This is a genomic window from Leisingera sp. ANG49, assembly GCF_059694505.1.
Genome location: NZ_JCATZN010000001.1, coordinates 1,205,093 through 1,231,129, shown reverse-complemented (window position 1 = coordinate 1,231,129; position 26,037 = coordinate 1,205,093). Strand labels below are relative to the sequence as shown.

General features: G+C 65.5%; 28 protein-coding genes. 16 read left to right on the top strand and 12 right to left on the bottom strand.

Annotation, left to right across the window (positions count from 1 at the left end; genetic code table 11):
- The first annotated feature begins 384 nt into the window (after nucleotides 1–384).
- From lepA to AC58NV_RS06065, 4 genes are all read left to right on the top strand, one after another.
- On the top strand, nucleotides 385–2,199 hold the full coding sequence (gene lepA, locus AC58NV_RS06080; protein WP_497226317.1) for a translation elongation factor 4: 1,815 nt from the start codon (nucleotides 385–387) through the stop codon (nucleotides 2,197–2,199).
- A 145-nt stretch (nucleotides 2,200–2,344) separates the two neighbouring features.
- Entirely contained in the window at nucleotides 2,345–3,463 is a 1,119-nt protein-coding gene (locus AC58NV_RS06075; RefSeq protein ID WP_497226316.1) for a hypothetical protein, read from the top strand.
- A complete protein-coding gene (locus AC58NV_RS06070; protein WP_497226315.1) occupies nucleotides 3,460–3,846 on the top strand; it encodes a hypothetical protein in 387 nt (128 codons plus the stop codon). Before AC58NV_RS06075 ends, AC58NV_RS06070 begins: the two co-directional genes overlap by 4 nt.
- Nucleotides 3,847–4,217: 371 nt before the next feature.
- Nucleotides 4,218–4,460 (top strand): PA2433 domain-containing protein, encoded by a 243-nt coding sequence (locus AC58NV_RS06065; protein ID WP_497226314.1) that lies wholly within the window; start codon nucleotides 4,218–4,220, stop codon nucleotides 4,458–4,460.
- 75 nt (nucleotides 4,461–4,535) lie between these two features.
- Here the strand turns inward: AC58NV_RS06065 and AC58NV_RS06060 are convergent, their stop codons facing one another.
- Nucleotides 4,536–4,670: an entericidin A/B family lipoprotein gene (locus tag AC58NV_RS06060; RefSeq protein ID WP_497226313.1), complete on the bottom strand. Its 135-nt coding sequence runs from the start codon at nucleotides 4,668–4,670 to the stop codon at nucleotides 4,536–4,538.
- Nucleotides 4,671–4,878: 208 nt separating this feature from the next.
- Between AC58NV_RS06060 and AC58NV_RS06055 the strand changes: the two genes are divergently transcribed.
- From AC58NV_RS06055 to AC58NV_RS06035, 5 genes are all read left to right on the top strand, one after another.
- Nucleotides 4,879–5,205 carry a TraR/DksA family transcriptional regulator gene (locus tag AC58NV_RS06055; protein WP_497226312.1) on the top strand — a complete coding sequence of 109 codons (327 nt, stop codon included), beginning with the start codon at nucleotides 4,879–4,881 and terminating at the stop codon, nucleotides 5,203–5,205.
- A 153-nt stretch (nucleotides 5,206–5,358) separates the two neighbouring features.
- Nucleotides 5,359–5,673, top strand: a complete 315-nt coding sequence (locus AC58NV_RS06050) for a TraR/DksA family transcriptional regulator (protein WP_497226311.1) — start codon at nucleotides 5,359–5,361, stop codon at nucleotides 5,671–5,673.
- 211 nt (nucleotides 5,674–5,884) lie between these two features.
- Entirely contained in the window at nucleotides 5,885–6,538 is a 654-nt protein-coding gene (locus tag AC58NV_RS06045) for a protein-L-isoaspartate O-methyltransferase family protein (protein WP_497226310.1), read from the top strand.
- Nucleotides 6,539–6,672: 134 nt separating this feature from the next.
- Nucleotides 6,673–8,097, top strand: a complete 1,425-nt coding sequence (locus AC58NV_RS06040; protein ID WP_497226309.1) for a TolC family outer membrane protein — start codon at nucleotides 6,673–6,675, stop codon at nucleotides 8,095–8,097.
- A gap of 76 nt (nucleotides 8,098–8,173) precedes the next feature.
- Nucleotides 8,174–9,325: a hypothetical protein gene (locus AC58NV_RS06035; RefSeq protein WP_497226308.1), complete on the top strand. Its 1,152-nt coding sequence runs from the start codon at nucleotides 8,174–8,176 to the stop codon at nucleotides 9,323–9,325.
- A 263-nt stretch (nucleotides 9,326–9,588) separates the two neighbouring features.
- Here AC58NV_RS06035 and AC58NV_RS06030 read toward each other — a convergent pair whose 3' ends face one another.
- On the bottom strand, nucleotides 9,589–11,043 hold the full coding sequence (locus tag AC58NV_RS06030; protein ID WP_497226307.1) for a cobyric acid synthase: 1,455 nt from the start codon (nucleotides 11,041–11,043) through the stop codon (nucleotides 9,589–9,591).
- Between the two features lie 193 nt (nucleotides 11,044–11,236).
- Nucleotides 11,237–11,554 (bottom strand): DUF6280 family protein, encoded by a 318-nt coding sequence (locus AC58NV_RS06025; protein WP_008556013.1) that lies wholly within the window; start codon nucleotides 11,552–11,554, stop codon nucleotides 11,237–11,239.
- A gap of 219 nt (nucleotides 11,555–11,773) precedes the next feature.
- On the opposite strand from AC58NV_RS06025, the gene efp reads away from it, so the two are divergent.
- Nucleotides 11,774–12,337: an elongation factor P gene (gene efp / locus AC58NV_RS06020; RefSeq protein WP_065270015.1), complete on the top strand. Its 564-nt coding sequence runs from the start codon at nucleotides 11,774–11,776 to the stop codon at nucleotides 12,335–12,337.
- A gap of 138 nt (nucleotides 12,338–12,475) precedes the next feature.
- Here the strand turns inward: efp and AC58NV_RS06015 are convergent, their stop codons facing one another.
- From AC58NV_RS06015 to ygfZ, 3 genes are read right to left on the bottom strand one after another with little or no spacing between them, the layout of a single operon-like run.
- Complete coding sequence (locus AC58NV_RS06015) at nucleotides 12,476–13,021, bottom strand: hypothetical protein (protein WP_497226306.1); 546 nt, start codon at nucleotides 13,019–13,021, stop codon at nucleotides 12,476–12,478.
- 60 nt (nucleotides 13,022–13,081) lie between these two features.
- Nucleotides 13,082–13,885: a fructosamine kinase family protein gene (locus AC58NV_RS06010; RefSeq protein ID WP_497226305.1), complete on the bottom strand. Its 804-nt coding sequence runs from the start codon at nucleotides 13,883–13,885 to the stop codon at nucleotides 13,082–13,084.
- An 11-nt stretch (nucleotides 13,886–13,896) separates the two neighbouring features.
- Nucleotides 13,897–14,631 carry a CAF17-like 4Fe-4S cluster assembly/insertion protein YgfZ gene (ygfZ, locus tag AC58NV_RS06005; RefSeq protein ID WP_497226304.1) on the bottom strand — a complete coding sequence of 245 codons (735 nt, stop codon included), beginning with the start codon at nucleotides 14,629–14,631 and terminating at the stop codon, nucleotides 13,897–13,899.
- Between the two features lie 98 nt (nucleotides 14,632–14,729).
- Between ygfZ and AC58NV_RS06000 the strand changes: the two genes are divergently transcribed.
- Nucleotides 14,730–15,410, top strand: coding sequence for a TIGR04283 family arsenosugar biosynthesis glycosyltransferase (locus AC58NV_RS06000; protein WP_497226303.1), 681 nt, complete (start codon nucleotides 14,730–14,732; stop codon nucleotides 15,408–15,410).
- Nucleotides 15,411–15,464: 54 nt separating this feature from the next.
- Here AC58NV_RS06000 and AC58NV_RS05995 read toward each other — a convergent pair whose 3' ends face one another.
- Nucleotides 15,465–17,327, bottom strand: coding sequence for an ABC transporter ATP-binding protein (locus AC58NV_RS05995; RefSeq protein WP_497226302.1), 1,863 nt, complete (start codon nucleotides 17,325–17,327; stop codon nucleotides 15,465–15,467).
- Nucleotides 17,328–17,533: 206 nt separating this feature from the next.
- On the opposite strand from AC58NV_RS05995, the gene AC58NV_RS05990 reads away from it, so the two are divergent.
- Entirely contained in the window at nucleotides 17,534–18,742 is a 1,209-nt protein-coding gene (locus AC58NV_RS05990) for a pyridoxal-phosphate-dependent aminotransferase family protein (RefSeq protein ID WP_497226301.1), read from the top strand.
- A 31-nt stretch (nucleotides 18,743–18,773) separates the two neighbouring features.
- Here AC58NV_RS05990 and AC58NV_RS05985 read toward each other — a convergent pair whose 3' ends face one another.
- Both AC58NV_RS05985 and AC58NV_RS05980 read right to left on the bottom strand, forming a co-directional pair.
- Nucleotides 18,774–18,968 (bottom strand): histidinol phosphate aminotransferase, encoded by a 195-nt coding sequence (locus AC58NV_RS05985; RefSeq protein ID WP_366663115.1) that lies wholly within the window; start codon nucleotides 18,966–18,968, stop codon nucleotides 18,774–18,776.
- Between the two features lie 90 nt (nucleotides 18,969–19,058).
- Complete coding sequence (locus AC58NV_RS05980; protein ID WP_497226300.1) at nucleotides 19,059–20,168, bottom strand: pyridoxal phosphate-dependent aminotransferase; 1,110 nt, start codon at nucleotides 20,166–20,168, stop codon at nucleotides 19,059–19,061.
- A 94-nt stretch (nucleotides 20,169–20,262) separates the two neighbouring features.
- Between AC58NV_RS05980 and AC58NV_RS05975 the strand changes: the two genes are divergently transcribed.
- From AC58NV_RS05975 to AC58NV_RS05960, 4 genes are all read left to right on the top strand, one after another.
- Nucleotides 20,263–21,333 carry an SMP-30/gluconolactonase/LRE family protein gene (locus AC58NV_RS05975; RefSeq protein WP_497226299.1) on the top strand — a complete coding sequence of 357 codons (1,071 nt, stop codon included), beginning with the start codon at nucleotides 20,263–20,265 and terminating at the stop codon, nucleotides 21,331–21,333.
- A gap of 77 nt (nucleotides 21,334–21,410) precedes the next feature.
- Nucleotides 21,411–22,196, top strand: a complete 786-nt coding sequence (locus AC58NV_RS05970; RefSeq protein ID WP_497226298.1) for a crotonase/enoyl-CoA hydratase family protein — start codon at nucleotides 21,411–21,413, stop codon at nucleotides 22,194–22,196.
- 449 nt (nucleotides 22,197–22,645) lie between these two features.
- Nucleotides 22,646–22,843, top strand: a complete 198-nt coding sequence (locus AC58NV_RS05965; RefSeq protein WP_366663111.1) for a hypothetical protein — start codon at nucleotides 22,646–22,648, stop codon at nucleotides 22,841–22,843.
- Nucleotides 22,840–23,118: a hypothetical protein gene (locus AC58NV_RS05960; RefSeq protein ID WP_497226297.1), complete on the top strand. Its 279-nt coding sequence runs from the start codon at nucleotides 22,840–22,842 to the stop codon at nucleotides 23,116–23,118. Before AC58NV_RS05965 ends, AC58NV_RS05960 begins: the two co-directional genes overlap by 4 nt.
- A gap of 79 nt (nucleotides 23,119–23,197) precedes the next feature.
- Here the strand turns inward: AC58NV_RS05960 and AC58NV_RS05955 are convergent, their stop codons facing one another.
- The 3 genes from AC58NV_RS05955 to AC58NV_RS05945 form a co-directional block, all read right to left on the bottom strand.
- Nucleotides 23,198–24,100 carry a fructose bisphosphate aldolase gene (locus tag AC58NV_RS05955; RefSeq protein ID WP_497226296.1) on the bottom strand — a complete coding sequence of 301 codons (903 nt, stop codon included), beginning with the start codon at nucleotides 24,098–24,100 and terminating at the stop codon, nucleotides 23,198–23,200.
- 80 nt (nucleotides 24,101–24,180) lie between these two features.
- Complete coding sequence (locus tag AC58NV_RS05950) at nucleotides 24,181–24,513, bottom strand: DnaJ family domain-containing protein (RefSeq protein ID WP_497226295.1); 333 nt, start codon at nucleotides 24,511–24,513, stop codon at nucleotides 24,181–24,183.
- Nucleotides 24,514–24,557: 44 nt separating this feature from the next.
- Nucleotides 24,558–25,928, bottom strand: coding sequence for an aminotransferase-like domain-containing protein (locus AC58NV_RS05945; protein ID WP_497226294.1), 1,371 nt, complete (start codon nucleotides 25,926–25,928; stop codon nucleotides 24,558–24,560).
- Between the last annotated feature and the right edge of the window lie 109 nt (nucleotides 25,929–26,037).

Here is a 26,037-nt window from a genome sequence, read left to right as displayed (position 1 = left end):
GTCGATAGCCTTGATGAAAGCTTTGCAAGCTCATCAGTTGCGGACCTTGAAGCTCTGTGCAGTTTGCTGGTTCCCTCGCTTGTAGAGGTGCTCGTGCTGCAAGCAATAGCAACTGCTCGAAAGCAAAGCAGAAGGTCTTCTTGTGTTGCTTCAGTGGAATTGCGCCTGCTCATTTGATTCATGAATATGGGCAGACAGCGAAGTGCTGATCGCGCGGTTAAGGCGTGGCAGGTCCGGGCATCCTTTGACTTCAACCAGTCTTCCAGTTGCATCTCAGTTTCGGAAGGCTTCAAATTCATCACCGCGCCAGATTCCTGAAATATTGCTCGCGGTAGTCAAAGCGCCCGCTTGACCAAACCCCGAATCCAAATCATATGCCTGAGCATGACTGACCTCGCTCACATCCGCAATTTCTCCATCGTCGCCCATATCGACCATGGCAAATCCACCCTCGCTGACCGGCTCATCCAGGAGACCGGAACGGTGAAGGACCGCGATATGAAGGAACAGCTGCTCGACGCCATGGATATCGAGCGCGAGCGCGGGATCACCATCAAGGCCAACACCGTGCGCATCGACTACACCGCGCAGAACGGCGAGACCTATGTGCTGAACCTGATCGACACCCCCGGCCACGTCGACTTTGCCTATGAGGTCTCCCGCTCCATGCGCGCGGTCGAAGGCTCGCTGCTGGTCGTAGACTCGACCCAAGGGGTGGAGGCGCAGACGCTGGCCAACGTCTACCAGGCGATCGACGCGGATCATGAGATCGTGCCGGTGCTGAACAAGATCGACCTGCCGGCCTCCGACTGCGACCGGGTGGCGGAACAGATCGAGGATGTGATCGGCATCGACGCCACCGGCGCCATCCAGGTGTCGGCCAAGACCGGCCAGGGCATCCGCGAAACGCTGGAGGCCATCGTGCAGCACCTGCCCGCGCCGCAGGGCACCCGCGACGCGCCGCTCAAAGCCATGCTGGTGGACAGCTGGTACGACAGCTACCTCGGCGTGATCGTTCTGGTCCGCATCATGGACGGCGTGCTGAAAAAGGGCATGCGGGTGAAGTTCATGTCGAACGGCACCCTGCACCACGTCGACCGCATCGGCGTGTTCCGCCCCGCCATGCAGGTGGTGGATGAGCTCGGGCCCGGTGAAATCGGCTTCCTCACCGCCTCGATCAAGCAGGTGCGCGACACCCGCGTCGGCGACACCATCACCAACGACCGCAATGGCACCGAGACCGCGCTGCCGGGCTTCAAACCCGCCCAGCCGGTGGTGTTCTGCGGCTTGTTCCCGGTCGACTCGGCCGAGTTCGAGGACCTGCGCGACGCCATCGACAAGCTGGCGCTCAATGACGCGTCCTTCAGCTTCGAAATGGAAACCTCCGCCGCGCTCGGCTTCGGCTTCCGCTGCGGCTTCCTGGGCCTGCTGCACCTGGAGGTGATCCGCGACCGGATCGAGCGCGAATATGACATCGAGCTGATCACCACCGCGCCGAGCGTGATCTACCACGTCTACATGAAGGGCAAGGACAACGAGCCCGGCGAGATGATCGAGCTGCACAACCCCGCCGACATGCCCGACCCCTCCAAGGTCGACCACATGGAGGAGCCGCGCATCAAGGCGACCATCCTGGTGCCGGACGACTACCTCGGCGACGTGCTGAAGCTCTGCCAGGACCGCCGCGGCATCCAGATGGACCTCTCCTACGCCGGCTCCCGCGCTATGGTGGTCTATGACCTGCCGCTCAATGAGGTGGTGTTCGACTTCTACGACCGCCTGAAATCGGTGACCAAGGGCTATGCCTCCTTCGACTATCAGATGACCGGCTACCGCGAGGACAACCTGGTCAAGATGTCGGTGCTGGTGAACGACGAGCCGGTCGACGCGCTCTCCACCATGGTGCACCGCGACCGCGCCGAGATGCGCGGCCGCGCGATGTGCGAGAAGCTCAAGGAGCTGATCCCGCGCCACATGTTCAAGATCCCGATCCAGGCCGCCATCGGCGGCAAGGTGATCGCGCGCGAGACCCTCTCCGCCCTGCGCAAGGACGTGACCGCCAAATGCTACGGCGGCGACGCCACCCGGAAGCGCAAGCTCTTGGACAAGCAGAAAGCGGGCAAGAAGAAGATGCGCCAGTTCGGCAAGGTGGACATCCCGCAGGAGGCCTTCATCTCGGCGCTCAAGATGGACTCTTGAATGTTGGATCTATCGGTGGTTGAGTGTGGCGGGGCTTCGGTCCCGCTTTCTTAATTTCTTGTAGGTTATAGTTTTGAAGAACAGAGGTTAAGAACTCTGTTTTGTGGGGTGCTTAGCTTCTACTTAACTAACAGGCAGGTGGATTTTGGTAGAAATCGAAGGGGAGGGTTTTGTTACGGTAAAGTTCTCCGGAGTGCGCTTTGACGGAGGCAATTTACCTGTTTCATTGCTCGACAACATTAAGTCGTACCAAGAAGTTCTCCTATTGTTGGCTGAGGAAGTTTGGAGAGAGCAGAATCCTGAAAGGAAGAAGCTCCCTAGAAACTTCAAACGGAACTTGTCACTATCTTTTTCGCATGTCCAAGATGGCAGCGCGGAAGCAGTGTTGCGTAGCGACGCATCAATAAATGCTGGGTTGCTGCCTGATGAGTACGCAATTGACTATTTAGCGCTCGCTCAGTCGCGGTTTCTGAAAGTCGCAAATGCAGCCAATGAGGATCGAAAAATTGAAGGCGTTCCACGGGCAGCGGTGGTTCACCTCAAGCGGCTTCTTTCTGGTCTTAGAGAACAAGAGCAGATAGAAGTAATTTCACACAACTCATTCGACAGAAAAAGGAATCGAGCTCGGTTCTCTGACAGAACGTGCAACGCGCTGGTGGAGAGCGCTCAAGATAAATCTATAGTTGAGGTTTCTGGTTTAGGGATTGTTCAATCAATCTTGGATGCGACCGAAGAAATAGAAGTGTTATCCGAGCACGGGAAGTTTAGGTATCCAGTTTCAAGAGAGGAAATTCGATCGGGACAATTCCCAATCGCATCATTTCTCGAATTTTCAATCGAGGCGAAACTGAACCACAATGGGCACGTTCGGAGTGTTGAAGATACCAAGGGTATCGAAAGGGTTGAAGAAAACTCGGAATTTTTGAGGTTATCCGAACGCCTCCAGCACATAGAGGGCCTGGTTGAGGGGTGGAAGAATGGAGTAGGAAACGCGCCCTCGAAGAGAGCCTTGCAATGGGCGCGAGATTTGAGTGGTTTCATATGCTCGGTCTACACGCAGATTTCCACTTTCCCGGAGCTGGATGGAGGAATCAATATTGAGTTTTCAACTCGTGATATTGAGGTCCTTGTCATGTGTCGGGAAGAGTACATTCGAATTGAAGCGTTCGATGAAACCGATGCAGACCCCGTAGAGCGTGTGTATTTTGGAATTTCCCCCAGGCTTCTGCAGGATTTGATCGACGTAAGGGAATTTATTTCGTGAGTGAAGATAAGATAGATGCATCTGAGCGACTTTTCAGGAACTTGCACCCGGATGACTATGATAATGGACGAATAAATAGTTCAGCGTTCAATCCCTCACAAAGCCATGATTTTAAACTTAGCACTGACAGATCTTCGATGATTGCTGCGCAGGAATCCTTTGATTTGTTCGTTTCATCCGGTCTCGAATCCATTGGCGTTTGCGGAGTGACCTGCAATGACTTCGTATATGAATCTATTTCTTGTGCTCCCGATCCTATCCCTAACAACCCTGCTCATGCACTGGCGGATTATGCGCCTCATGGACCAAGCCAAAGAAGAAAAAAAGGTAGGAAACTCGCGAAGCGAGCATTGGAGTATGGCTTTGACTATAGGCCCAAGTAGAACTCTTTCCGGCTGATTCTCATGTGTAAAGTCCCGGTCGCCAGACCGAGCAGCGCCCGTCCCGCCCCCCCCCCCCGCCACGCCAGAGGCGTGGTTCCAGCACGACGCGGGCGCTTCGCTTCCCACCCCGCCGGGCCGGGCGCTGCCCTCAGCGTGCTGATCAAGCCTTTTGAAATCAGTGTGCCGAGGTAAGGCCGCTCCATAAGCGCCATCCGCCTGTATACCCGTAGGGTGGGCAATCCTGCCCACCATTCTTGGCCACCACCCCATGCGCCACTCTCCGCCCATCCGCGGCCTCCGCGCAACTCCTGCCTGAAAACGCCCCCGTTCCATGCTATCCTCCGCCCCGTTCATCTGGGGAGGATAACACCATGAAACACCTGACTTTGGCCGCGGCGATCACCCTGTTGGCCTCACCCGTCTTTGCTCATAGTTGCCCTGCCGACATGGCTGCCATCGATGCGGCGCTGGCCGCCGGGACGGAGCTGTCGGAGTCCGATCTGGCAACGGTCCAGGAATTGCGCGCCGAGGGCCAGGTGCTGCATGAAAGCGGCGATCACGACGGTGCGGTTGACACCCTGGGCCAGGCCAAGGCGCTGCTCGGCATCGACTGATCCGGCACCCCGGACCCTGAAACAAGAACGCCCGGCGGCTGGCCGGGCGTTCTTCAAACCGTGCGTGCGGGCGGCTCAGAAGCTGTCCTGCACATCCTGCGCCACGCCGCTGATCGCGTTGCCGGCCTTGGAAATGTCGCGCCCGGCGCCCTTGGCGGTCTCGCAGGCCGCCAGCCCCAGCAGCAGCGCACAGGTCAAAATCCGCATCATCGGTGAAGGCTCCTCATCTCTGCTCAAACCTCTTCGGCGGATGTCTAGCAAGCCGCCCCGGCACAGGCCAGAGGATTTGCAGGCCAGAGGATTTGCGGGCCAGAGGATTTGCAGGCCGGCGCGGCCTGCACGGTTGAGCGAGGTCAAGGCGGCCGGCGCGGCGGCGGTCTACCGTGACGTGCAAACCAACCCCGAGGAGGGCAGAACCATGGATCTATCCACCCGCAAGCAGGCGCTGGAGGCGCGCCGCGCCGAACTGACCGGCCATCTTGCCAAGGTCGAGCACACGCTGGACGCGCCGATGCCGAAGGACTGGGAGGACCGCGCCTCCGAGCGCCAGGGCGACGAGGTGCTGGAAAGCCTCGGCAAGGCGGAGCTGGACGAGCTGCGCCGGATCGACGCCGCGCTGGAGCGGATCAAGGCGGGCACCTACGGCATCTGCGCTGCTTGCGGCGGCCGGATTTCGGACGCGCGGCTGGACCTGCTGCCCGCGGCGCCCCTGTGCAAGACCTGCGCCGGCGCCGCGGCCAAGTAGGCGCAGCCTCCGGTTCGATGGGGATTTACCAGAAATTTGCAACTTATAAGATAGTGCAATCCCCGTAAATCGCGGGTATCTTGACCTGGATCAAGGAGATGTAACCGACCCCGGGGGCAGAGTGCGCGAAACCTGAACTGGAGGGTTTGGACGATGGACTTTTCCGCCAGAAGAGAACTGCTTGAGGCGCGGCGCCAGCAACTGGCCGGGCTGCTGCCGCGGGCCGGCGCGGCCCCGGCGGCGGCGCGGATGGGCTCCCGCCGCCAGCCGCGGGCCGAACGGGGCGCCGGCTGCGCGATCGAAGTGCTGCCCTGGGCCAGCCTGGAGGAGCTGCGCCGGATCGAGGCCGCCCTGGCCCGCCTGCGCGAGGGCTCCTACGGCTATTGCCGGATCTGCGGCGACGACATCGGCGACGACTGGCTCGACCAGCGCCCGGCCTCACCCTTCTGCAAATCCTGCGCCCTGTAGCTGCGCCGCCCGCCGCAGCGGCGGCGCATCCCTGTTCCATCCCTCGCCGGCGGCCGATCGGGCCGCTGGCCTTTTTTGCGCGGATGCGCAGCGGCCGTTGCCCCGCGGCAGCGCTGCACTACTTTAGCCCTTCGCGCGCAAAGGCCCCGTTGCCGTGCTTGCCGGGATATGCCACAACCGGCCTGACCGACTGAACAAATGAGTTTAGCAGATGCCAGAATTCACTGAGCGCCGCCGCATGATGGTGGATACCCAGATCCGTCCCTCGGATGTCACCAAATACCCGATCATCGAGGCCATGCTGGCAGTCCCGCGGGAGAAATTCGTGCCGGACGCGCAGCGCGAGGCGGCCTATGCCGACCAGAACGTGCGGCTGGGCGGCGGCCGGGTGCTGCTGGAGCCGCGCACCCTGGCCAAGATGCTGGACGCGGTCGATCTGCAAAACGACGAACTGGTCCTCGATGTGGCCTGCGGGCTGGGCTATTCCACCGCGGTTGCGGCCCGGATCGCGCAGATGGTGATCGGCGTCGAGGAAGATGAGGCAATGGCCGCGGACGCGCAGGAGCTGCTGAGCGAGACCGGCGCCGACAATGCCATCGTGCACAGCGGCCCGCTGGCCGAGGGCGCGGCGGAACACGGCGCCTACGACGTGATCCTGGTGCAGGGCGGCGCCGAGGACCTGCCCGCAGCACTGCTGGACCAGCTCAAGGACGGCGGCCGCATTGCCGCGCTGATGATGACCGGCGCCCTGGGCGAGGTGAAAATCGGCTACAAAACCGGCGGCCGGATCTCCTGGCGGTTCGAATTCAACGCCAGCGCGCCGGTGCTGCCGGGCTTTGCCGCGGCAAAGGAATTCGCGCTCTGAGCCTTCGGGCCGGGCGCTGCGGCCGGCCGGGTCGGCCGCGCCGGAAAGACGAGGGGCCGGGCGCCGTTCACAGCGCGCCCGGATCAGGGAAAAACTCACCGCGGCTGGCGGCGCGGCAAAAGATAAGGCAATCGATGCGAATGAAATTTCCGGCGAGTGTGTTTAAGGCTTTTGTATTTGCCGGCGGCGTGGCTGCCACGGCGCTGATGCCGCTGAAGGCCGCGGCGGACAACCTGTCCGATGCGATGATCGGCGCGTATAAGACCAGCGGCCTCCTGGAGCAGAACCGGGCGCTGCTGCGCGCCGCGGACGAAGATGTTGCAGCAGGCGTTGCCCGGCTGCGCCCGGTGATCGAATGGACCACCTCCGCCACCCATACCTATACCCGCGGCACCAGCCAGTTCGGCAACTTCAACGAGTTCACCGACAATGAGATCCGCACCCAGCTGCAGCTGACCCAGCTGGTGTTCGACGGCGGCGAGACCCGGCTGCGCAAGCAGGCGGCGCAGGAACTGGTGCTGGCCACCCGCCAGCGGCTGATCAGCATTGAACAGCAGGTGCTGTTCTCGGCGGTTCAGGCCTATGTCGGCGTGCTGCAGGGGCAGGAGAACGTGTCGCTGCGCCGCAACAACCTGCGCCTGCTGCAGGAAGAGCAGAAGGCGGCCCAGGACCGTTTCGAGGTCGGTGAGGTCACCCGCACCGATGTGGCGCTGGCCGAAAGCCGGGTGGCCGCCGCGCGCGCCAACCTGACCGACGCCGAAGGCACCCTGAAAACCGCCCGCGCCACCTATCTGCAGGTTGTCGGCCACGCGCCGGGCAGCATCGCGGGCCAGCCGCGGCTGCCCACGCGCACCGCGTCTCTTGACGGGGCGCAGGCCATTGCCCTGCGCAACCAGCCGGACCTGCTGGCGCAGCAGTTTTCCGTCAAATCCGCGGATCTCCTGGTTCAGGCCACCACCAAGGCGCTGGGGCCAAGCGTGAACTTCACCGCCCGCGCGGGCCTCGGCGAGAACCTGAACGAGGGCACCGGAACCTCCTCGGATTTCACCGCCACGCTGTCGCTCAACCAGGAGCTCTATACCGGCGGCCTCAACGCTGCCACCCGGCGGCGGGCGATTGCTACCGCTGATGCGGAGCGCGGCACCCTGATCAACGTCCAGCGCTCGATCCTGCAATCGGTCAGCGCCGCCTATTTCAACGTTGAAACCGCCCGCGCAACCCTGATCTCCTCCGGGGAACGGGTGCGCGCCTCCAAGGTGGCCTTTGACGGCATCCGCGAGGAAGCCACCCTGGGCGCCCGCACCACGCTGGACGTGCTGCAGGCTGAGCAGGAATACCTCGACGCGCAGACTGAGCAGGTCAACGCCCGCGCCAACCAGGCCCTGGCAGCCTATCAGCTGCTGCAGTCGCAGGGGCTGCTGACCGCAGAGCATATCGGCCTGGCGGTGGAGATCTACGACCCCACCCTCTATTACAACCTGGTCAAGGATGCGCCGGCCCATCACAGCAAGCGCGGCAAGGATCTGGACCGGGTGCTCAAGGCCTTGGGGCGGAACTGACAATTCATCCTACCAGTTGTGCGGTGACGGGAAGGCGGCTACACTCTGACTCAAGAGGCAAGAGTGGTTTTAGATAATGTCCGACCCAGTTACCCACGCTGAGATTGAAGATGTATTGTCCTCGATCCGCCGCTTGGTGAGCGAAGACACCCGCAGCCAGCCCGCGGCACCGGAACCGGCGGCGCGGCTGGTGCTGACACCCGCTCTGCGGGTGCAGGCGCCCGAAACCCCCGGCAGCCGCCCGCCCGCCGCAGAGCCGGAGGCTGAGGCCCTGGCAGAACCTGCGGAACCGGTGGAATCGGCAGAGCAAGCCGCGGAGGAGGCGCCGCAAACCGGTTTCGGCGCCGGCAGCAGCATCGGCCCCGATGCCGGCAGCTCCGGCGCCGATGCTGCTGCCGGCCCGGCGGAGCCATTGGAAGAGCCGTTGCTGGCCTTCCGCCATCACAGGGACCTGGCCGCTGAACGGGCTGAACCCAAAGCGCCGCAGGAGAAGGCCGAAGACCAGGCCCCGCCCGCCGCCGCGGAAGAGCCGTCCGGGGACGCCGGACGCGCCGGACCGGACGCGCCCTGGGGCAACCCCGAGGCCACCCTGTTTGCTGCCGCCGCCGGCGCCGGCCGTAGCGCGGACGCTGAGGCGGAGGCTGATGAGACCGCAGAACCCGCTAAGGCCGCGCCGGTGCTGCTGACGGAGGAAAACCTCGCCAGCAGCACCGCTGGCGCCCGCGCCGCCTCCGTGGTCCGCAAGATCGCCGAGATGGAGGCGCGCAGCTCCGCCTCGAAGGCTGGCACCCAGCAGCATTGGGAGCCGGACAGCCAGACCGAGGCGCCTTTTGCCGGTGCCGGCCCCGACACCATTGAATGGCGGGATGAGCCGCTGCCGCCCCGCCGGCCCGCCCGGCCGCAGGAGGATGCCCGCGACGCCGCCGCAGGCGGTGATGAACCGGAGATGATCGTCGTCCCGGACAGCGCCGAGGCCGCACAGGACCGGGAAACGGCCGGACCCCCGGCGGACACGGTGGTGGAGGACGCCGTCACCGGCGCGGCGATGGACGCGCTGGCGGAGGAGGAGGGCGACAGCTACCTCGACGAAGACAGCCTGCGCGATCTGGTGGCGTCAATCGTCCGCGAGGAGCTCCAGGGCCCGCTGGGCGAGCGCATCACCCGCAACGTGCGCAAGCTGGTCCGCCGCGAAATCCACCGCGCCCTGGCCGCCCACGATCTGCTCTGATCCGGGCCGGGGCGGGATCTGGTCTCCGTTTCCGGCTCTGGCCTCGAGAGAGGTTTCCGCTTCCGGCTCAAGAGAAAAGGGGGAGCCTCCCCCTTTTCCCATCCCTTTCGCTCAGTGATGCCTATGGCGCACCGGAACCTGCATCAAGGACGCTGCGCGCCAGCAAGCTGGCAGATCCTTGACGCAGAACCCCGTCCGCCATTTTCCGGCATCAGCGAAGGCGACGGAGAAAGGGGAAGGCGGCCAGCCCCGCGGCCGGCGGCTCAGAGCTTCACCGGCTGCGCCAGCTCCAGCAGGTGGTCCAGGTCCATATAGCGCTCCAGGTGATCCGCCAGCGCATCCAGCACCTCCTCGACGCCGTCCTCGTATCCCGCCTGGCTCTCATGCCCCAGGCTCGCCAGCACGCTGGCGCGGAAGGCGTCTGCGGAAAACAGCCCGTGCAGGTAGGAGCCTTTGACCCGGCCGTCGGCTGAGGCCGCGCCTTCGGGACGCCCCTCGATGCTGAGCCAGGCGCGCGCGCAGTCGGCGCCGGTGGTGCGGCCCATGTGGATCTCATAGCCGCTGACCGGCAGGTTGCCGTCGCGGGTCACCGCCTCGGTCAGCGTCACCCGCTTTTCGCCTGCCATCACCGTGTGCACGTCCAACAGGCCCAGCCCGTCCACCTTGCCCGGCCGCCCGTCGACGCCTTCGGGGTCGTCGATGCTCTTGCCCAGCATCTGGTAGCCGCCGCACAGCCCCAGCACATGGCCGCCGCGGCGGTAATGCGCCAGGATGTCGATGTCCCAGCCCTGGCGGCGCAGGTAATTCAGGTCGCCGATGGTCGACTTGCTGCCGGGCAGGATCACCAGATCCGCATCGCCGGGCAGGGCGCGGCCTGGCGGCACGATCTCCACCGTCACCTCCGGCTCCGCCGCCAGCGGGTCCAGGTCGTCGAAATTCGCCATCCGCTCCAGCTGCGGCACCACCACCTTGCAGGCGCCGCCCTGGCGCGAGGCGATGTCCATCATGTCCTCGGCCGGCAGTTTCCAGGCATCCCAGAACCAGGGCACCACACCCAGCGAGGGCCAGCCGGTGCGCGCGGCGATGTCATCGCGGCCGCCGTCAAACAGGCTCAGGTCGCCGCGGAAGCGGTTCACCATGAACCCGGCGACCCTCTCCAGGTCCTGAGGTTCCAGCACCGCATGGGTGCCGACAATCTGCGCGATCACCCCGCCGCGGTGGATGTCGCCGGCAATCACCACCGGCACCTCAGCGGCGCAGGCAAAGCCCATGTTGGCAATGTCGTTCTTGCGCAGGTTGGTCTCGGCGGGCGAGCCCGCGCCCTCGATCAGCACCAGATCGGCATCCGCCGCCAGGCGGCGGTAGCTCTCCAGCGCCGCCTCCAGCAGGCCGGATTTGTCGCGCATGAATGATCCGGCGCCCTGGGTGCCGCGGCGTTTGCCCTGCACGATCACCTGGGCGCCGGTGTCGGTTTCCGGTTTCAAGAGCACCGGGTTCATGTCGGTATGGGGCGGGCGTTTGGCAGCCCGCGCCTGCAGCGCCTGCGCGCGGCCGATCTCGCCGCCCTCAGGGGTGACGGCAGCGTTATTGGACATGTTCTGCGGCTTGAACGGAGCCGCCTTCAGCCCGCGCCGCACATAGGCGCGCGCCAAGCCCGCCACCAGCAGTGACTTGCCGACATTGCTGCCGGTGCCCTGGATCATGATTGCGCGTGCCATCAGCCGCTCCCTGCCTGCGCCCTGTAACTCAGGGGGCCTGCATAGCAGGTTAGACGCCCCCGTCCATGGGGGCTGTGCCGCAAGCGTCCCGCGGCAGCCGCCGTGCGACAGGTTGACCCCGCGGCAAGCAGTTGCGGGCAAAAGAAAAACGCGCCCCTAAGGGCGCGCTTTTCAGCAATGCGCAAGGGAAGCCTTAGGCGGCTTCAGCCTGCGCAGCGTTGCGGCGTTCGCTTTCTTCACGCGACAGTGCAACCGAGGTCCGCACACCGCGGCCCACGAAGTCCATCAGGCCTTCCACAACCCGTTCGTTCGGGTCGATGCCGGCGCAGGACAGCACTTCGCGGCCATCGCGCGAGCGTGCCCAGCGGGCGATCTGTTCCGGGCCATTGCCGTATTTCTTGTCGTCGGCGATGGCGTCATCCAGTGCGGCCAGGACAACGGCTGCAAACAGTTTGCGGGCGCGGTTGCCTTGCTCGTTATTATAAGCGGTGCCGTCTACGAAATCTCGCATCTCGTATCCCTTGTTGTTCTTGCTATTGCAATTTTCGGCGTAGCGCTGCTTATGACGGAAGTGTGACGATTCGGATAGAGCGCAGATGCATAGCTTTCATGCAAATTGCGCATAGCTTTTTCACGCTTCCTCCACACCATATCCTTGTCTTGCCAGCAGCCGGCCTGCCAGATATAGGGTCTTGCAAATTATCATCAACCATCTGAAAGGCATTTTCCCATGCCCAAGATCAACGGCAACGAAATCCGTCCCGGCAACGTGCTGGAACATAATGGCGGCCTTTGGGCAGCGGTGAAGGTCGACCACGTCAAACCCGGCAAGGGCGGCGCATTTGCCCAGGTCGAGATGCGCAACCTGCGCAACGGCTCCAAGCTCAATGAGCGGTTCCGCTCGGCGGACAAGGTGGAGCGCGTCCGCCTGGAGCAGAAGGACCAGCAGTTCCTCTACGAGAGCGACGGCATGCTGGTGTTCATGGATGCCGAGACCTATGAGCAGATCGAGCTGCCCGCGGAACTCCTGGGCGACCGCCGCCCGTTCCTGCAGGACGGCATGACCATCGTGGTGGAATTCTACGAGAGCGAGGCGCTGAACGCGACCGTGCCGCAGAAAGTCACCTGCAAGATCGTCGAGACCGAGCCGGTCGTCAAAGGCCAGACCGCGGCGAACTCCTTCAAGCCGGCGATCCTCGACAACGGCGTCAAGGTCATGGTGCCGCCCTTCGTCGGCCAGGACGAGATGATCGTGGTCAACACCGAGACCATGGAATATTCCGAACGCGCCTGATCCGGGACGCCTTCGGAAAAACGGAAAAGCCGCCCTCCCTCGGGGGCGGCTTTTTCTGTTTCTGCGCACCGCCCAAGACTTTTCAGAAAAGTCTTGGCAAAAGTTTTCTGAAAACTTTTGCGCAGGCAGCCGGCCGGGTCACCCCGCCGGCAGCGCCAGATCAAAACCGCATTCATCCATCATCTTGCCATAGGCCGCGGTGAACCCGCTGAGCGAGGCCTCGTAGAACATGTCGTTGCCGGCCCAGATCTCCACCCAGCTGCCCTGCTGCATCGACCTAAGCATCACCAGATGGTCCTGGAACCGCAGCGCGCTTTCGGCCTCGGCCAGCCCTTCCTCGTTGATCCAGGAGTTGATCCCCGCCGCGATGGAAAAGCTGCGATCGAAGTCAAAGATGAAATCCACCGTGCCGCCCTGCTGCATCAGCGTCGGGTAGTGCCGCGGCGCGTATTCCTGCACTTTGGCCATCGGGTAGACCGCAGGCGGGCCGGCATCGCCGGAAAACACCTCCAGCGCCAGCAGCGGATCACCATCGCCGCCGGTCCAGGCGCGGCAGGTCAGATAGCTGTCCTGCCCGGTCTCATGGGGTTCGACAGCGGCATGCCAGTCCTTGTAGTTCCAGTACTCCGCCCAGGCCGGGGAGGCCGCCAGCGCGGCGAAACAAACTCCAAACATAAGTCGCATCAAATACCCTTTCAGCAATTCCGGCGGCGATCCTAACGCAAGGAGGTGAACAGAGGCTTGTCAGAAGCCCAATGCGTCCAGGCGGGCCGCCACCATGCTGCGGTAGCCGCTGCCGAACAGCCGCAGATGCACCAGCGCGGGCCACAGCTGATAGATGGCACGGCGCGCCTCGTATTCTGGCTCCGGTTCACCGTAGGCGTCGTGAAACGCGGCAGGCGGCGTGCCGAACAGATGCAGCATCGCCAGATCCACCTCGCCATGCCCCCAGTAACAGGCCGGGTCGATCAGATAGGCGGCAGGACCGCTGAACAGCACATTGCCGCTCCACAGATCGCCATGCAGCAGCGCGGCAGGCGGCGCGGCGGGCAGCAGGTCCGGCAGCCGGAGGCAAAGCGCCTCAACCCGCTGCCGCAGATCGCGGGGCAGGGCGTCCGGGCTTGCCAGCAGACGGCGGCGGGTCCAGAACTCCACCCAGTTTTCCAGCGGCGCATTGGGGATCGCAACGCCGCCAAAGGCGTAATCCTCTGCCCAGCCGTAGTGCGGGCCGCAGGCGGCATGCAGCTGCCGCAGGGAATGCCCCAGCGCCTGCCAGCCTTCTGCGCCGGCCGCGGTTTCCTCCAGCGCGTCCATCAGCAGCACAGAGCCTGCCACGCCCAGAACCTCCGGCGACGGCGCGCCTGCGTCCCGGATCGCGCGCAGCATCGCGGCCTCGGCCACCACCAGCGGCCCGGTCTTGGCCACCACCCGGCGGCCGTCTGTCAGGTCAAGAAGCTGCACCTCCGACAGGTCGCCGCCGTGCAGCGGGCGGGCGTGCGCAACTTCCGCACCCAGCAGGGATAGAACCGTCCGGTTCAGCCCGCTCACGGCTGCCCCGCTCACTCTTGCCAGCTGACGCGGGCGTCCCCCGCCTGCATCTCCCCCTTGGCGCGGTCAAGGCGCAGGTAGGCAATGCCCCTGCCGCCGGACTGGGTGAACAGCGTGCCCACCACCTTGCCGGCGGCGGTGATTTCCGTGCCGACCGGCGCCGCACCCTCAACCGCCACCGTGCGCAAGCCCTTGCGCAGCTCGGTCTTGTGCTTCATCCGCGCCGTCACCTCCTGGCCGACATAGCAGCCCTTGCGGAAATCGACGCCCTTCAGCGCCTCGAACCCGGCTTCCAGTATATAGGTTTCCGGCCCCAGCTCGATGCCGGTTTCGGGAATACAGTGGGCGACCCGGATGGCGTCCCAGTCGGTGCCGTCATCACCTCCCTCGGCGCCATAGAGCCGCCAGCCCATCTCCGCATGGCGCGGGTCCGCGAGCGCGCCCTCCGGTGCCGCGCCGGTGCCGCGCTTCACCTGCAGGTCGGTGATCTCCAGCTGCACGTCGGCGCGCAGCCGGTACATGTTCAGCCGCTTCAGCAGCCCCTCGGCCAGCGACGCCTCCACATCCAGCAGCACCGCATCGCCGTCCGCCGCCAGAAAGAAATCCGCTATGTATTTCCCCTGCGGCGTCAGCAGCGCCGCATAGACCAGGCCTTCGCTCAGCCGCTCCACGTTGCTGGTGACAAGATCCTGCAGAAAGCTCTTGGCGTCATTTCCGGTCAGGCGCAGGATGCGGCGGTCGCTCATGTCAATTCTCCTGTATGCCTCAGGGGCGTTTCACTGCTTGGCCCAGTGATATAGGAAGCAGGGCGGAAGAAAACAGCAAATCCGCCCCAGGAGAGCCCATGCCCGCGCCGGTCAGCATTGTCATTCCCACCCTGAACGCGGAGGCAGAGCTGCCCGCCGCGCTGGAGCATCTGATGGAGGGGCTGGCGGCAGGCCTGATCCGCGAACTGGTGATCACAGACGGCGGCTCGAGCGACGCCACCCGCGCCATCGCGCAGGCTGCCGGCGCCGAATGGGTCAGCGGCGCGCCGTCCCGCGGCGGCCAGCTGCGCCGGGGCTGCGCGGCGGCGCAGGGGGAGTGGCTGCTGGTTTTGCACGCCGACACCCGTCTGGAGCCGGGCTGGGCTGCGGCAGTGTCGCAGCATCTGGCAAGCGGGCCGGGCGGCCCCGCCCATTTCCGCCTGCGCTTCCGCGCCCGCGGGCTGATGCCCGCCTGGGTGGCCGGCTGGGCCAATCTGCGGTCGCGCCTGTTCGGACTGCCCTACGGCGATCAGGGCCTGCTGATCCGCCGCGCGGATTATGAGGCCGCAGGCGGCTACCCCGATCAGCCGCTGATGGAGGACGTGGCGCTGGTGCGCCGCCTCAAGGGGCTGACCGCCTTGCCCTGTGCGGCGCTGACCAGCGCGGCGCGCTATCAGCGCGCAGGCTGGCTCCGGCGCGGCGGCCGGAACCTGTGGACGCTGATGCGGTATTTCCTCGGTGTGGCCCCGGAAAGGCTGGCAAAGTCTTACAGCAAATAACTGTTCCGCCCGCGGACGGGCGATGTCCTCGGCGCTCATCAGGGGAAAAGGCCCTTACCCGAACACCTTCTTTGCAAAACGGCGGAACCAGCGTTCTTTGCCGCGCCGCGCACCGCCGGGCACCTGCTGTGCCTGGGCGGCAATGCCGGCAGTGTCCACCACCGTCTTGCCGTCCTGGAACTGCAGCCGGTAGAGATCGGCATAGAGCCCGCCGCGCGCCAGCAGCTCCTCGTGGCTGCCCTGATCCACCACCCGGCCGCGGTCCATCACCACGATCTTGTCGGCGTTGCGGATGGTTGACAGCCGGTGCGCGATCACCAGCGTGGTGCGGCCGCCCGACAGCTTGTCCAGCGCCGCCTGCACCACCTTCTCCGACTGCGCATCCAGCGCCGAAGTCGCCTCGTCCAGCAGCAGCACCGGGGTATTGCGCAGCAGCGCGCGGGCAATCACCACCCGCTGCCGCTGGCCGCCCGACAGGGCAGAGCCGCGCGGCCCCACCCGGGTCTCCAGCCCGTGCTCCAGCTTGGGCAGGAAATCCGCCACATGCGAGGCCTCCAGCGCCGCCTGCAGCTCCTCGCCGCTGACATCGGTGCGCCCCAGCACGATATTCTCGCGCAGGGTCTCGTCGAACAGCATCGCATCCTGCGTCACCACCGAGAACAGCCCGCGCAGATCGGCGGTGTTCAGATCGCGCACCTCGACGCCGCCGACGGTGACCGCGCCCGCCTGCGGGTCCACCATCCGGGTCAGCAGGTTGAAGATCGTCGATTTGCCCGCACCGGAGGCGCCCACCAGCGCCGTGGTCCTGCCGGCCTCGGCCTCCAGGTTCAGCCCGTGCAGGATCCTGGCATCGCCATAGCTCAGGTCCACCGCATCCAGGCGGATCGCGGGCAGCCCCTGCGGCGCCGGTTTCGGCTGCGCAGGCTCGCTCAGGAGGATCGGCGCATCCAGCAGTTCCTTGATCCGCTCCAGCGCCGCCGCTGCGCCCTGCCACACGCCCGAGATATTGGCCAGCCGCCGCATCGGTTCAAACGACAGGCCGATCGAAGTGAAAAAGCTCATGAACTGGCCGACGGTCTTTTCGCCGGCGATGATCTCATTGCCGCCATAGAGCAGCACCGCCATGAAACCGACGCCGGCCATGATGTCGGTCATGCCGGAGATAGACGAGGTGCCAAAGGCCGCCTTCACTTCGGATTTGACAAATTCATCGGTGCGCTCGGAAAAGCGGCTGACCTGATACTCCTCCAGCCGGTTCAGCTTGACCGGCACGATGCCGTGGAAGATCTCGTCCAGCCGGGTCGCCAGATCGGCGCCCAGATCGCGGGCGCGCGACGCCTTTTTGCGCACATAGCGCTGGATGGTGGAGATCGGCAGCAGCAGCACCGGCACGCCGATCAGCAGGATCAGCGTCCAGCGCCAGTCGATCGAGAACGCCACCCCCAGCACCGCCACCAGCGCCACCAGATCGCGGCCCGCACCGGTGATCACCGCCTGCCAGACCGAGTTGATCGCCCCCACATCGCTTTGCACCCGCTGCAGCAGCAGCCCCGGCGGGTGCTGCTGGTGAAACGCCGGGTCCTGGCGGATAAGGCGGGCCAGCATGTCCTTGCGCAGATGCGCGGCCGAGGTCTGGGAGACCTTGCTCAGCAGCACCTTCTGGGTGACGCTGGACACCCCGCGCAGGGTGAAGATCGCCAGGAACGCCAGGCTGACCCAGACCAGCGCGTCGGAATTGCCTGCCACGAACACCAGGTCGAACATCGGCTGCATCATGTAGCCGAGCGCCCCCATGGTGGCGCCTTCCAGCAGCATGAAGATCACCGCGATGCCCAGAAGACCGATGTAATGGCGCAGGTATCCGCGCCACAGCCAGCCGAACAGCTCTTTCGAGGATTTGTGCGGTTTCCGGCTCATGCCAGCGTGTCCCGGCGGGAAATTCGTGTCATTGCGGGCCTTTCCCTGTCGTTCCTGCGCCATTTAAGCAGGTGGGAAGCAGGGCGCAAGCAATTCGCCGTGACCCTGCGTTGCCGGGAATTGACCCGGCGCGCCGTGCGGCTACTGTGCCCGCATGGATCAACCGCGGCGGCCTTGGGGCCGCCCGCAGTCAGGGAACATCAGGCATGAGCGGACCGGCAAACGTATCGGCAGGGCGTCAATATCTGGCCATTCCGGGCCCTTCGGTGGTGCCGGACCGGGTGCTGCAGGCAATGCACCGGCCGTCCCCCAACATCTACGCGGGCGAGCTGGTGGAGATGACCGCCGCCCTGATCCCGGACCTGCGCCGGGTGGCGCGCACGCAGCATCATGCGGCGGTCTACATCGCCAACGGCCACGGCGCCTGGGAGGCGGCGCTGCAGAACACCCTGCAGCCCGGCGACCTGGTGCTGGTGCCCGCCTCGGGCCGCTTTGCCATCGGCTGGTCGGAAATGGCCGAAGGCTTGGGGATCGGGACCGAGGTGCTGGACTTCGGCACCAGCGCCCCCTGGGACATGGCGCGGATTGCCGAGGTGCTGGCCGCCGACAAGACACACCGCATCAAGGCGGTGCTGGGCGTGCATGTGGACACCTCCAGCTCGATCCGCAACGATATCGCGGGGCTGCGCAAGCTGCTGGACCAGGCCGGCCACCCGGCGCTGCTGATGGCCGACTGCATCGCCTCCTTGGGCTGCGAGCACTTCGAGATGGATGCCTGGGGCGTTGATGTCATGGTCACCGCCAGCCAGAAGGGGCTGATGATGCCGCCCGGCCTCAGCTTCGTGTTCTTCAACGAGAAGGCCGCCGCGGCACGGGCGGCGCTGCCGCGGATCAGCCGCTACTGGGACTGGCAGCCGCGCGCCAACCCGGCCGAGTTCTACCAGTATTTCGGCGGCACCGCGCCCACCCATCACCTCTACGGCCTGCGCGCGGCGCTCGACATGATTCACGGCGAAGGCCTTGAAAACGTGTGGGACCGCCACGCCCGTCTGGCCCAAGCCATCTGGGCCGCCTGCGAGGCCTGGGGCGCAGACGGCCCGCTGCGGATGAACGTGGCGGACCGCTCCTTGCGCTCCCACGCGGTCACCGCGCTGCACATCGGCGCACCGGACGGCACCCGGCTGCGCGACTGGCTGGAGCAGAACCTGGGCCTGACGCTGGGCATCGGCCTCGGCATGGCGGCGCCCAAAAGCCCGGAATGGCACGGCTACTTCCGGCTGGGCCACATGGGCCATGTGAACGGTCAGATGGTGATGGGCCTGCTGGGCGGGATTGAAACCGGCCTTGCCGCGCTGGATATACCGCGCGGGGCAGGCGCGCTGGAGGCCGCATCAGCGGTATTGTCGGGCCGCTGACGGCCCGGCCGCCGGCGGCGGCGGGCAAGGCTCACGCCTTTTGCGAGTTCAGCCTGATGTCCAGCCTGGTGATGAAATGGTTGATCAGCACGGCCAGCACCAGCACCGGCACCAGCCCGTACATCACCCAGATCACAAAGAAGATCCACATCAGGTTGATGCCGGCAAACATGATTGCCGCGGTAAAGAAATCCGGCATTCCGTCCGGCAGTTCAGGGTCACGCATGACAATTCTCCCGGTGATACCCTTTGATGGTAGTCCGGGACCGGTGAATGTCCGGTAAAACTGCTGCGATCAGGTCCCCGCCGGCAGGTTTCAGCCGCCCCGTGCTGTGTCCAGCGCCAGCGGCAGCGCCGCGGCAAAGGCGTCCAGCTCCGCCGCAGGCCCGCAGCTCACCCTTATGCAGCGGTTCTGCGGTTCGGCAAAGGGCATCCGCACAAAGACCCCCTGATCCACCAGCCCGTCCAGCACCGCCTTGGCAAATGCCCCGTCCAGGCCGCAGTCGATGGCGACGAAATTGGTGGCGGAGGGCAGGGCGCTCAGCCCGTTTTCCGCGGCGATGCCGGCAATCCGCTCGCGCGCCTCTGCGATCTGCGCCAGCACCTCTGCCAGCCAGTCCTGATCCTGCAGCGCCGCCAGCGCGCCGGCCTGCGCCGCCCGGTTCATGCCGAAATGATTGCGCACCTTGTTGAAGGCGGCAATCAGCTCCGGATGGCCGATGGCATAGCCCACCCGCGCGCCCGCCATGGCATAGGCCTTGGAGAAGGTCCGCATCCGGATCACCCGGGTGTCATCGGCGCTGATGGGCGCCGCGGTGCCTTCCGGCGCGCATTCCACATAGGCCTCGTCCAGCAGCAAGAGGCACCCCTCGGGCAACTGGTCCAGCGCCGCGGCAATTTCGGCGCCCTTGTGCCAGCTGCCCATCGGGTTGTCCGGATTGGCGAGGTAGGCGATCCTGGCATCGACCTCCGCCGCCCTGGCGAACAGCGCCTCGAAATCCTCGCGGTCGTCCTTGTAAGGCACCGCGTGGATTACCCCGCCAAAGCCCGCGACATGGTAGTTGAAGGTCGGGTAGGCCCCCAGCGATGTGACCACCGCATCGCCCGGCCCGACCAGCAGCCGCACCAGGTACCCCAAAAGGCCGTCGATACCCTCACCCACGATGATATGCTCCGGCTGCACCCCGTGATGCGCCGCCAGCGCGTGGCGCAGGTCATGGTTCTCCGCATCGCCGTATTTCCAGATCTCCGCCGAGGCCTTGGCCATCGCCTCCACCGCCTTGGGCGAGGGGCCGAAAATGTTCTCATTCGCCCCCAGCCGCGCGGCAAAGGCATGGCCGCGCGCACGCTCCTGGGTCTCGGGGCCGACAAAGGGCACGGTGGCGGGCAGGGATTGGGCAAGCGGGGTGTAGCGGGGACCAGTCATGGCCGCAGATAAGCGCAAGCGCAGGCAACGGGCAAGGCTTGCGTCGCTTCTGAGGGACGCGCAGTCTGCATCAAGATTTCAAAGGGATTCTTTCATGCGCATTGCCCTGGCCCTGCTGGCCGCCACCCTCGGCTATCTCCTGTTCTGGCCGGTGCCGGTCGACCCCATCGCCTACGACCCGCCCGCAGCGCCGGGCTTCACCGGCGATTACGCGGGAAACAACGCCCTCAGCGCAGCGGCGCTGGTCCATCTGCCGGACGGAGAACTGGGGCCGGAGGACATCGCCCAAACCCCGGACGGCGCCATCTACACCACCAGCCTCGCAGGCAACCTCTACCGCATCGACGGCGCGGAACCGGTGCTGGCGGACAAACTCGGCGGCCGCCCGCTGGGGCTCAAGGCAGGACCGGACGGCGCGCTCTACATCGCCGACAGCTTCCGCGGCATCCTGCGCTGGTCCGGCCCCGGCTCGCTCACGGTTCTGGCGGACAGCGTGGACGGCGCCCCGATCGTCTATGCCAATCAGCTCGACGTGGCCCGCGACGGCACCGTCTATTTCTCCAACTCCTCCGACCGCTTCGACCCGGAAACCATGGGCGGCACCAAGCCGACCTCGATCCTGACCATCTGGGAGCAATCGGACACCGGCTACGTCGCCCGCATCAACCCCGATGGCAGTGCCGAGAAGATCGCCACGGGCTTCGTCTACACCAACGGCATCGCGCTCTCGCCGGAGGAGGATTTCCTGCTGATCAACGAGACCGGCCGCGCCCGCATCCACCGGTTCTGGCTCAAGGGGGACCGGGCTGGCGAGCGCGAGGTGTACCTCGACAATCTCCCCGGCTACCCCGACAATCTGGAGGCGCAGGGCGACGGCACCTACTGGCTCGCCTTCGCCAGCCCGCGGGTGCCGTCGGAAAAACTGATGCCGTACCCAGCCTTACGCAAGCTGATCTGGCGCCTCGGCCCGGTGGTGCGCCCGGCGCCGGTCCACCGCGGCATGATGATCCAGTTCGACGGCCAGGGCAAAATCCTGCGCAGCCTGCAGGACCCGGACGGGCGGCTGGGCGTCACCACCGGCGGCAAGGTGATGGACGGGCAGCTCTACATCATGACGCTCGACTCGCCCTGGTTCGCCCGGATGCCGCTGGCGCCCCGCCCCTGACCCTTCCCCCACGTTGGACTGGTATCCGGTCCGCGTCCGGGGCAGGCTGAAGGCGGATCATCAGCGGGGAAGAAACCATGAGCAGAGTCACCACCGGCTACAAGGACCACATCGCCTATGTCACGCTTGCCCGCCCGGACAAGCACAACGCCCTGGATGAGGAGATGATCGAGGCGATCATCGCCGCAGGCCAGGAGGTGGCGGAGTCGGACGCCCGCGCGGTGGTGCTGTCAGGGGCGGGCAAGAGCTTCTGCGCGGGCCTCGACATGGCGGCGCTGGCCGGCTTTGCGCAGCGCGACCTCAGCACCCTGATCATGGAGCGCACCCACCACGACGCCAATGCGTTCCAGGAGGTGGCGATGGTCTGGCGCCGGGTGCCGGTGCCGGTGATCGCCGCCATCCACGGCGCCTGTTTCGGCGGCGGCCTGCAGATCGCGCTGGGCGCCGACATCCGCATCGCCCACCCGGAGGCGCAGCTGTCGGTGATGGAGATGAAATGGGGCCTCATTCCCGACATGGGCGGCATGGCGCTCTTGCCGCGGCTGGTGCGCTCGGACGTGCTGCGCCGCCTCACCTGGACGGCGGAGAAGGTGGAGGCGCAGCAGGCGCTCGACTGGGGGCTGGTCACCGAACTGGCCGGCAACCCGCTCAGCCGCGCCCAGGGACTGGCGGTGGAGATCGCGGGCAAGAGCCCTTCCGCCGTGCGCGCCGCCAAACGGCTGATCGCCTATGCCGAAAGCGGTGCCTCCCAGGCGGAGGTGCTGCTGCGCGAAAGCGCCGAACAGCGGGACCTGATCGGCCAGCCCGACCAGTTCGAGGCGGTGGCGGCCCAGCTGCAGAAGCGCCCGCCGGATTTCAGCTGATATGCCGCCCCGGGGCTGCCTTGCTGCAGTCCCGGCGGCTTCTTTCCGGCGCAATAGCTGCCGCCCCGCCGCCCGGCAGGCGGCTGCACCGCCGCGCGGGAAGGCCGCGCCCGGACCCGGCGTTTACGCTTCGGTAACGTCTTTGGATTCTGCAACAGCGGAATTTCGCCAAATTTTCCGGAACCCCGCCCGGACAGGCGGGAAACCGCCGCCTGCCGGCAGGAAAATGCCGCGTTAAACCAGCGCCAAACACCGTTAACTTTTTGGCAATATCTGGGGGCGAATTCTGCCTTCAGCAGGGCGCGAGAGTGGCCAATCCAGCATCTGGAAAACTGCGGACCGGCAGCCCGGCGGGGCTGACGGGCGGCCGCCTGCACCCTGAGGAACTGCAATTGAACCGGCGGCGGCGGAGACGGGCCGCAGCCGGGCTTCAGAAAGGAGTGAGGCTGATGCAACTGGTGCAGAAGAAGTGGTTTATCCTGTTTGAAAGCGGCGGCCTGCTGTCCCGGACCGGGGACCGGATCACCTATTTTTATGACGAGGCGCTGAGCTTCGGAAACCGCGAGGAGGCGCAGCGCTACCTGGCAGCGAACGAGAACAAGGTCAGCTATGCCGGGCTGCGCCCGTCGCTGACCCAAGCGGCGTGAGCGGGTGGCTCGCCGCCAGCCGCACGGCGGAACGGCTTGCCGTGAACGAGGGGAGGATGCCTAGGTCGGCGCGCTGGCTGCTGGCGATCAGCGGGGTGATGATCTCCGCCTCGGCGCTGATCTTCTGGGCCTGGCTCGGCGGTGCGGGCCAGGCGCCGGAGGACCAGCCCGGCTGGTTCACCCTGACCGCGCTGCGCTTCTTCTGGCTGCCCTTCCTCAGCGGCGCCGGGCTGGTGCTGGCGGTGTGCTGCGCCGGGCGCAACAACGGCTATTAAACCCTTTGGGAACAACAGAAAAGGCCGCGCCCGGGTGCAGGCGCGGCCTTCTCAATCTCAATTTCCGGTCTGCAAAGCGTTACAGCGAGGCGTCGTATATCTTGCCGATGTTGGCACCCAGCGCCGCATCGTATTCCGCGTCGGACATCGCCACGTTCAGCCCCTCGGTCAGCGCGCGGCTGAAGGAAGCGATCATCTTGCTGTTCTGCGCCAGGCGCGCGCAAGCGTCATCGGTGGTGTAGCCGCCGGACAGCGCCACAACCCGGACAACACTGGCGTGATCGGCCAGATCGTCATAGAGGCCCGCCTTGGACGGGATGGTCAGCTTCAGCGCCACTTTGGTGCCCTCGGGCAGCGCGTCCAGCTGCGCGGCGATCTCCGCCTTCAGGATCTCCTCGGCCTCGGCTTTGGTGGCGGAGTTGATGTCCACTTCCGGCTCGATGATCGGCACAAGGCCGGCCGCGGCGATCTGCTGGCCCACTTCGAACTGCTGGGCGACCACCGCTTTGATGCCCTCGGCATTGGCTTCCTTGACGACCGAGCGCATCTTGGTGCCGAAGATGCCCTTTTCGCCCGCACGCGCCAGCAGCGCTTCCAGTTCCGGCATCGGCTTCATCATCTGCACGCCGCCCGCCTCATCGGCCAGGCCCTTGTCCACCTTCAGGAACGGCACTACGCCGCAGTTGCTCCACAGGAACTCGGCAGTCGGCTTGCCTTCGATCTCGCCGTCCATGGTCTTCTCGAACAGGATCGCGCCCAGGATGCGCTCCTTGCCGAAGCTCGGCGAGGTGATGATGCGGGTGCGCATCTTGTGGATCTCGGCGAACATCTCGTCGTCGTTCGAATAGGCGTCCTCGTTCACGCCATAAAGCGCCAGCGCCTTCGGGGTCGAGCCGCCGGACTGGTCCAGCGCGGCAATGAAGCCCTTGCCGGAGGCGATGCGGTCGAGTTGTTCCTGATGAACAGAAGCGTCTTTGGCCATAATGCGTCACTCTTCTTTGGAATGGTCTGTCTTGGCGCTGTCTATAGCGCGAATCTGCCGGGAAACAACGGGGTGTTGCGCTAACGGAAGAAGGATTTCCGCGCATCCCGCGCCATGTTGTAGCGCATCTCCAGATCCGAGATCCGCGCCATTGCCGCCTTGCGCTGCCCGGGGTCGGTCAAACCGGCGTAATCCTTGCGCGCCTGCGCCAGCTGCTCCTTCAGCCCGAACTCCTCCGGCACCACACCGGCCTGCGCCATGATCCGCATTCCCGCCGCCATTGCGGGGTCCGCATGCGCCTCGCTGCTGCGGTCGGGCAACGGCTTGCCTTCGCCCTCCAGCCCCTGCAGCCGGCCCTCGGCCTGGGCCTTGGTCAGCTGCCGTTCGATCAGGTTGCGGAAGGCGCGGATCATGCGGGGCCTCTTTTGCGTTGCGGCGCGACCTTAGCAGCCCCGGCTCAGCCCAGCCAGTCCTTGCGGGTGACGGCATCGTTCAGCGCCAGCAGGTCCTCGCGCAGCTCCTCCAGGCCGACCGGCCCGCCCAGGCACACCCGAACCGCTTCCTCCGGCAGGCCGGAGACGGTGAAGGCATCGCTGGGCATGATGCCGATCTGGCGCCCCGCCATGCGGCCCATCACCTCGGCCCGGCTGGTGCCGCGGGGCAGGGTGAGCCACAGGTTGAAGGCCAGCGGGTCGCTCTCGACGAAACATTCCTGCAGCACCTGTGCCGCCAGCGCCTGCCGCTCCGCCGCGGCCTTGCGGATGAAGCGCTGAAGCTCCGCCGCGGTGCCGTCCTCGATCCAGCGGCCCAGCAGCGCCAGGTTCAGCGGCGACACCATCACGTGCATCGAGCGCAGCGCCTGGCTGAACTGGCCCAGCAGGGCGCGTTTCGGCACCGTGGTGTAGGCCAGCCGCAGCCCGGCGCCAAAGCACTTGGAGAGGCCGGCAATATGCCAGCCCAGATCGGGGATCAGGCTGCTGACCGGCTGCGGCGCGCCGTTGTCGACAAAGCAATAGGCGTCATCCTCGATCAGCGGCAGCTCATGTGCCTGCAGCACCGCGGCAATCTCCTGCCGCCGCTTTGCCGTTATGGTTCTCGTGGTCGGGTTCTGCAGCGTCGGGTTGAGGTACAGCGCCGCAGGCCAGTCGCCGGTGATGGCCTTCTCCAGCGCATCCGGCAGGATGCCGTCCTTGTCCGCCGGCAGGCCGATCAGCCGGATCCCCTGCCGCGCCGCGATGGAGCGCAGGCCGGGATAGGTCACATCCTCGCACAGCAGGGTGGAGCCCGGCTCGCACAGCACCGTCAGAATGGCATAGAGGCTGGCATGCGCCCCCGGCGTGATCACCAGCCGCTCCGGCGCGCAGGGCAGCCCGTTGGCCTGCATCCACTCCGCTGCCAGGGCGCGGTCCTGCGGGCTGCCGGTCACCGACTGGTAGCGCAACAGCGGCAGCAGGTTGGCAGAGACATGCTCCAGCCCCTTTTGCATCCGCGCCAGCAGCGCCGGGTCGTCCGGCTCCGGCGGCATGTTCATCATCGGGTCTTCTTCCAGCGCCCGGCGCGGGTCGGGGCGCTCGGGCAGCGCGTCCCGGCTGCGCACGAAGGTGCCGCGGCCGACAAAACTCTCGATATAGCCGCGCCGCACCGCTTCCGCGTAACCGCGCGACACGGTGGAGAAATCCACCCCCAGATCCTGCGCCACCCGCCGCTGCGGCGGCAGCCGGTCGCCGGGCGCCAGCACGCCGGCGTCGATGTCGGCTCCGATCGCCTCCGCCAGCTCAATGTAGCGGGGCCGGGTGCCGTCCAGACGGGCAGGGGTCCATTGTTTCATCGCCGTGTCTCCGGTTGCCGCATTGTAGCCTGAATGATTGGTTCAATGCCGGACTGCGACAATAAATGCAACATCAATGTTTGCATATTGATTGCATTCAATCCGGGAA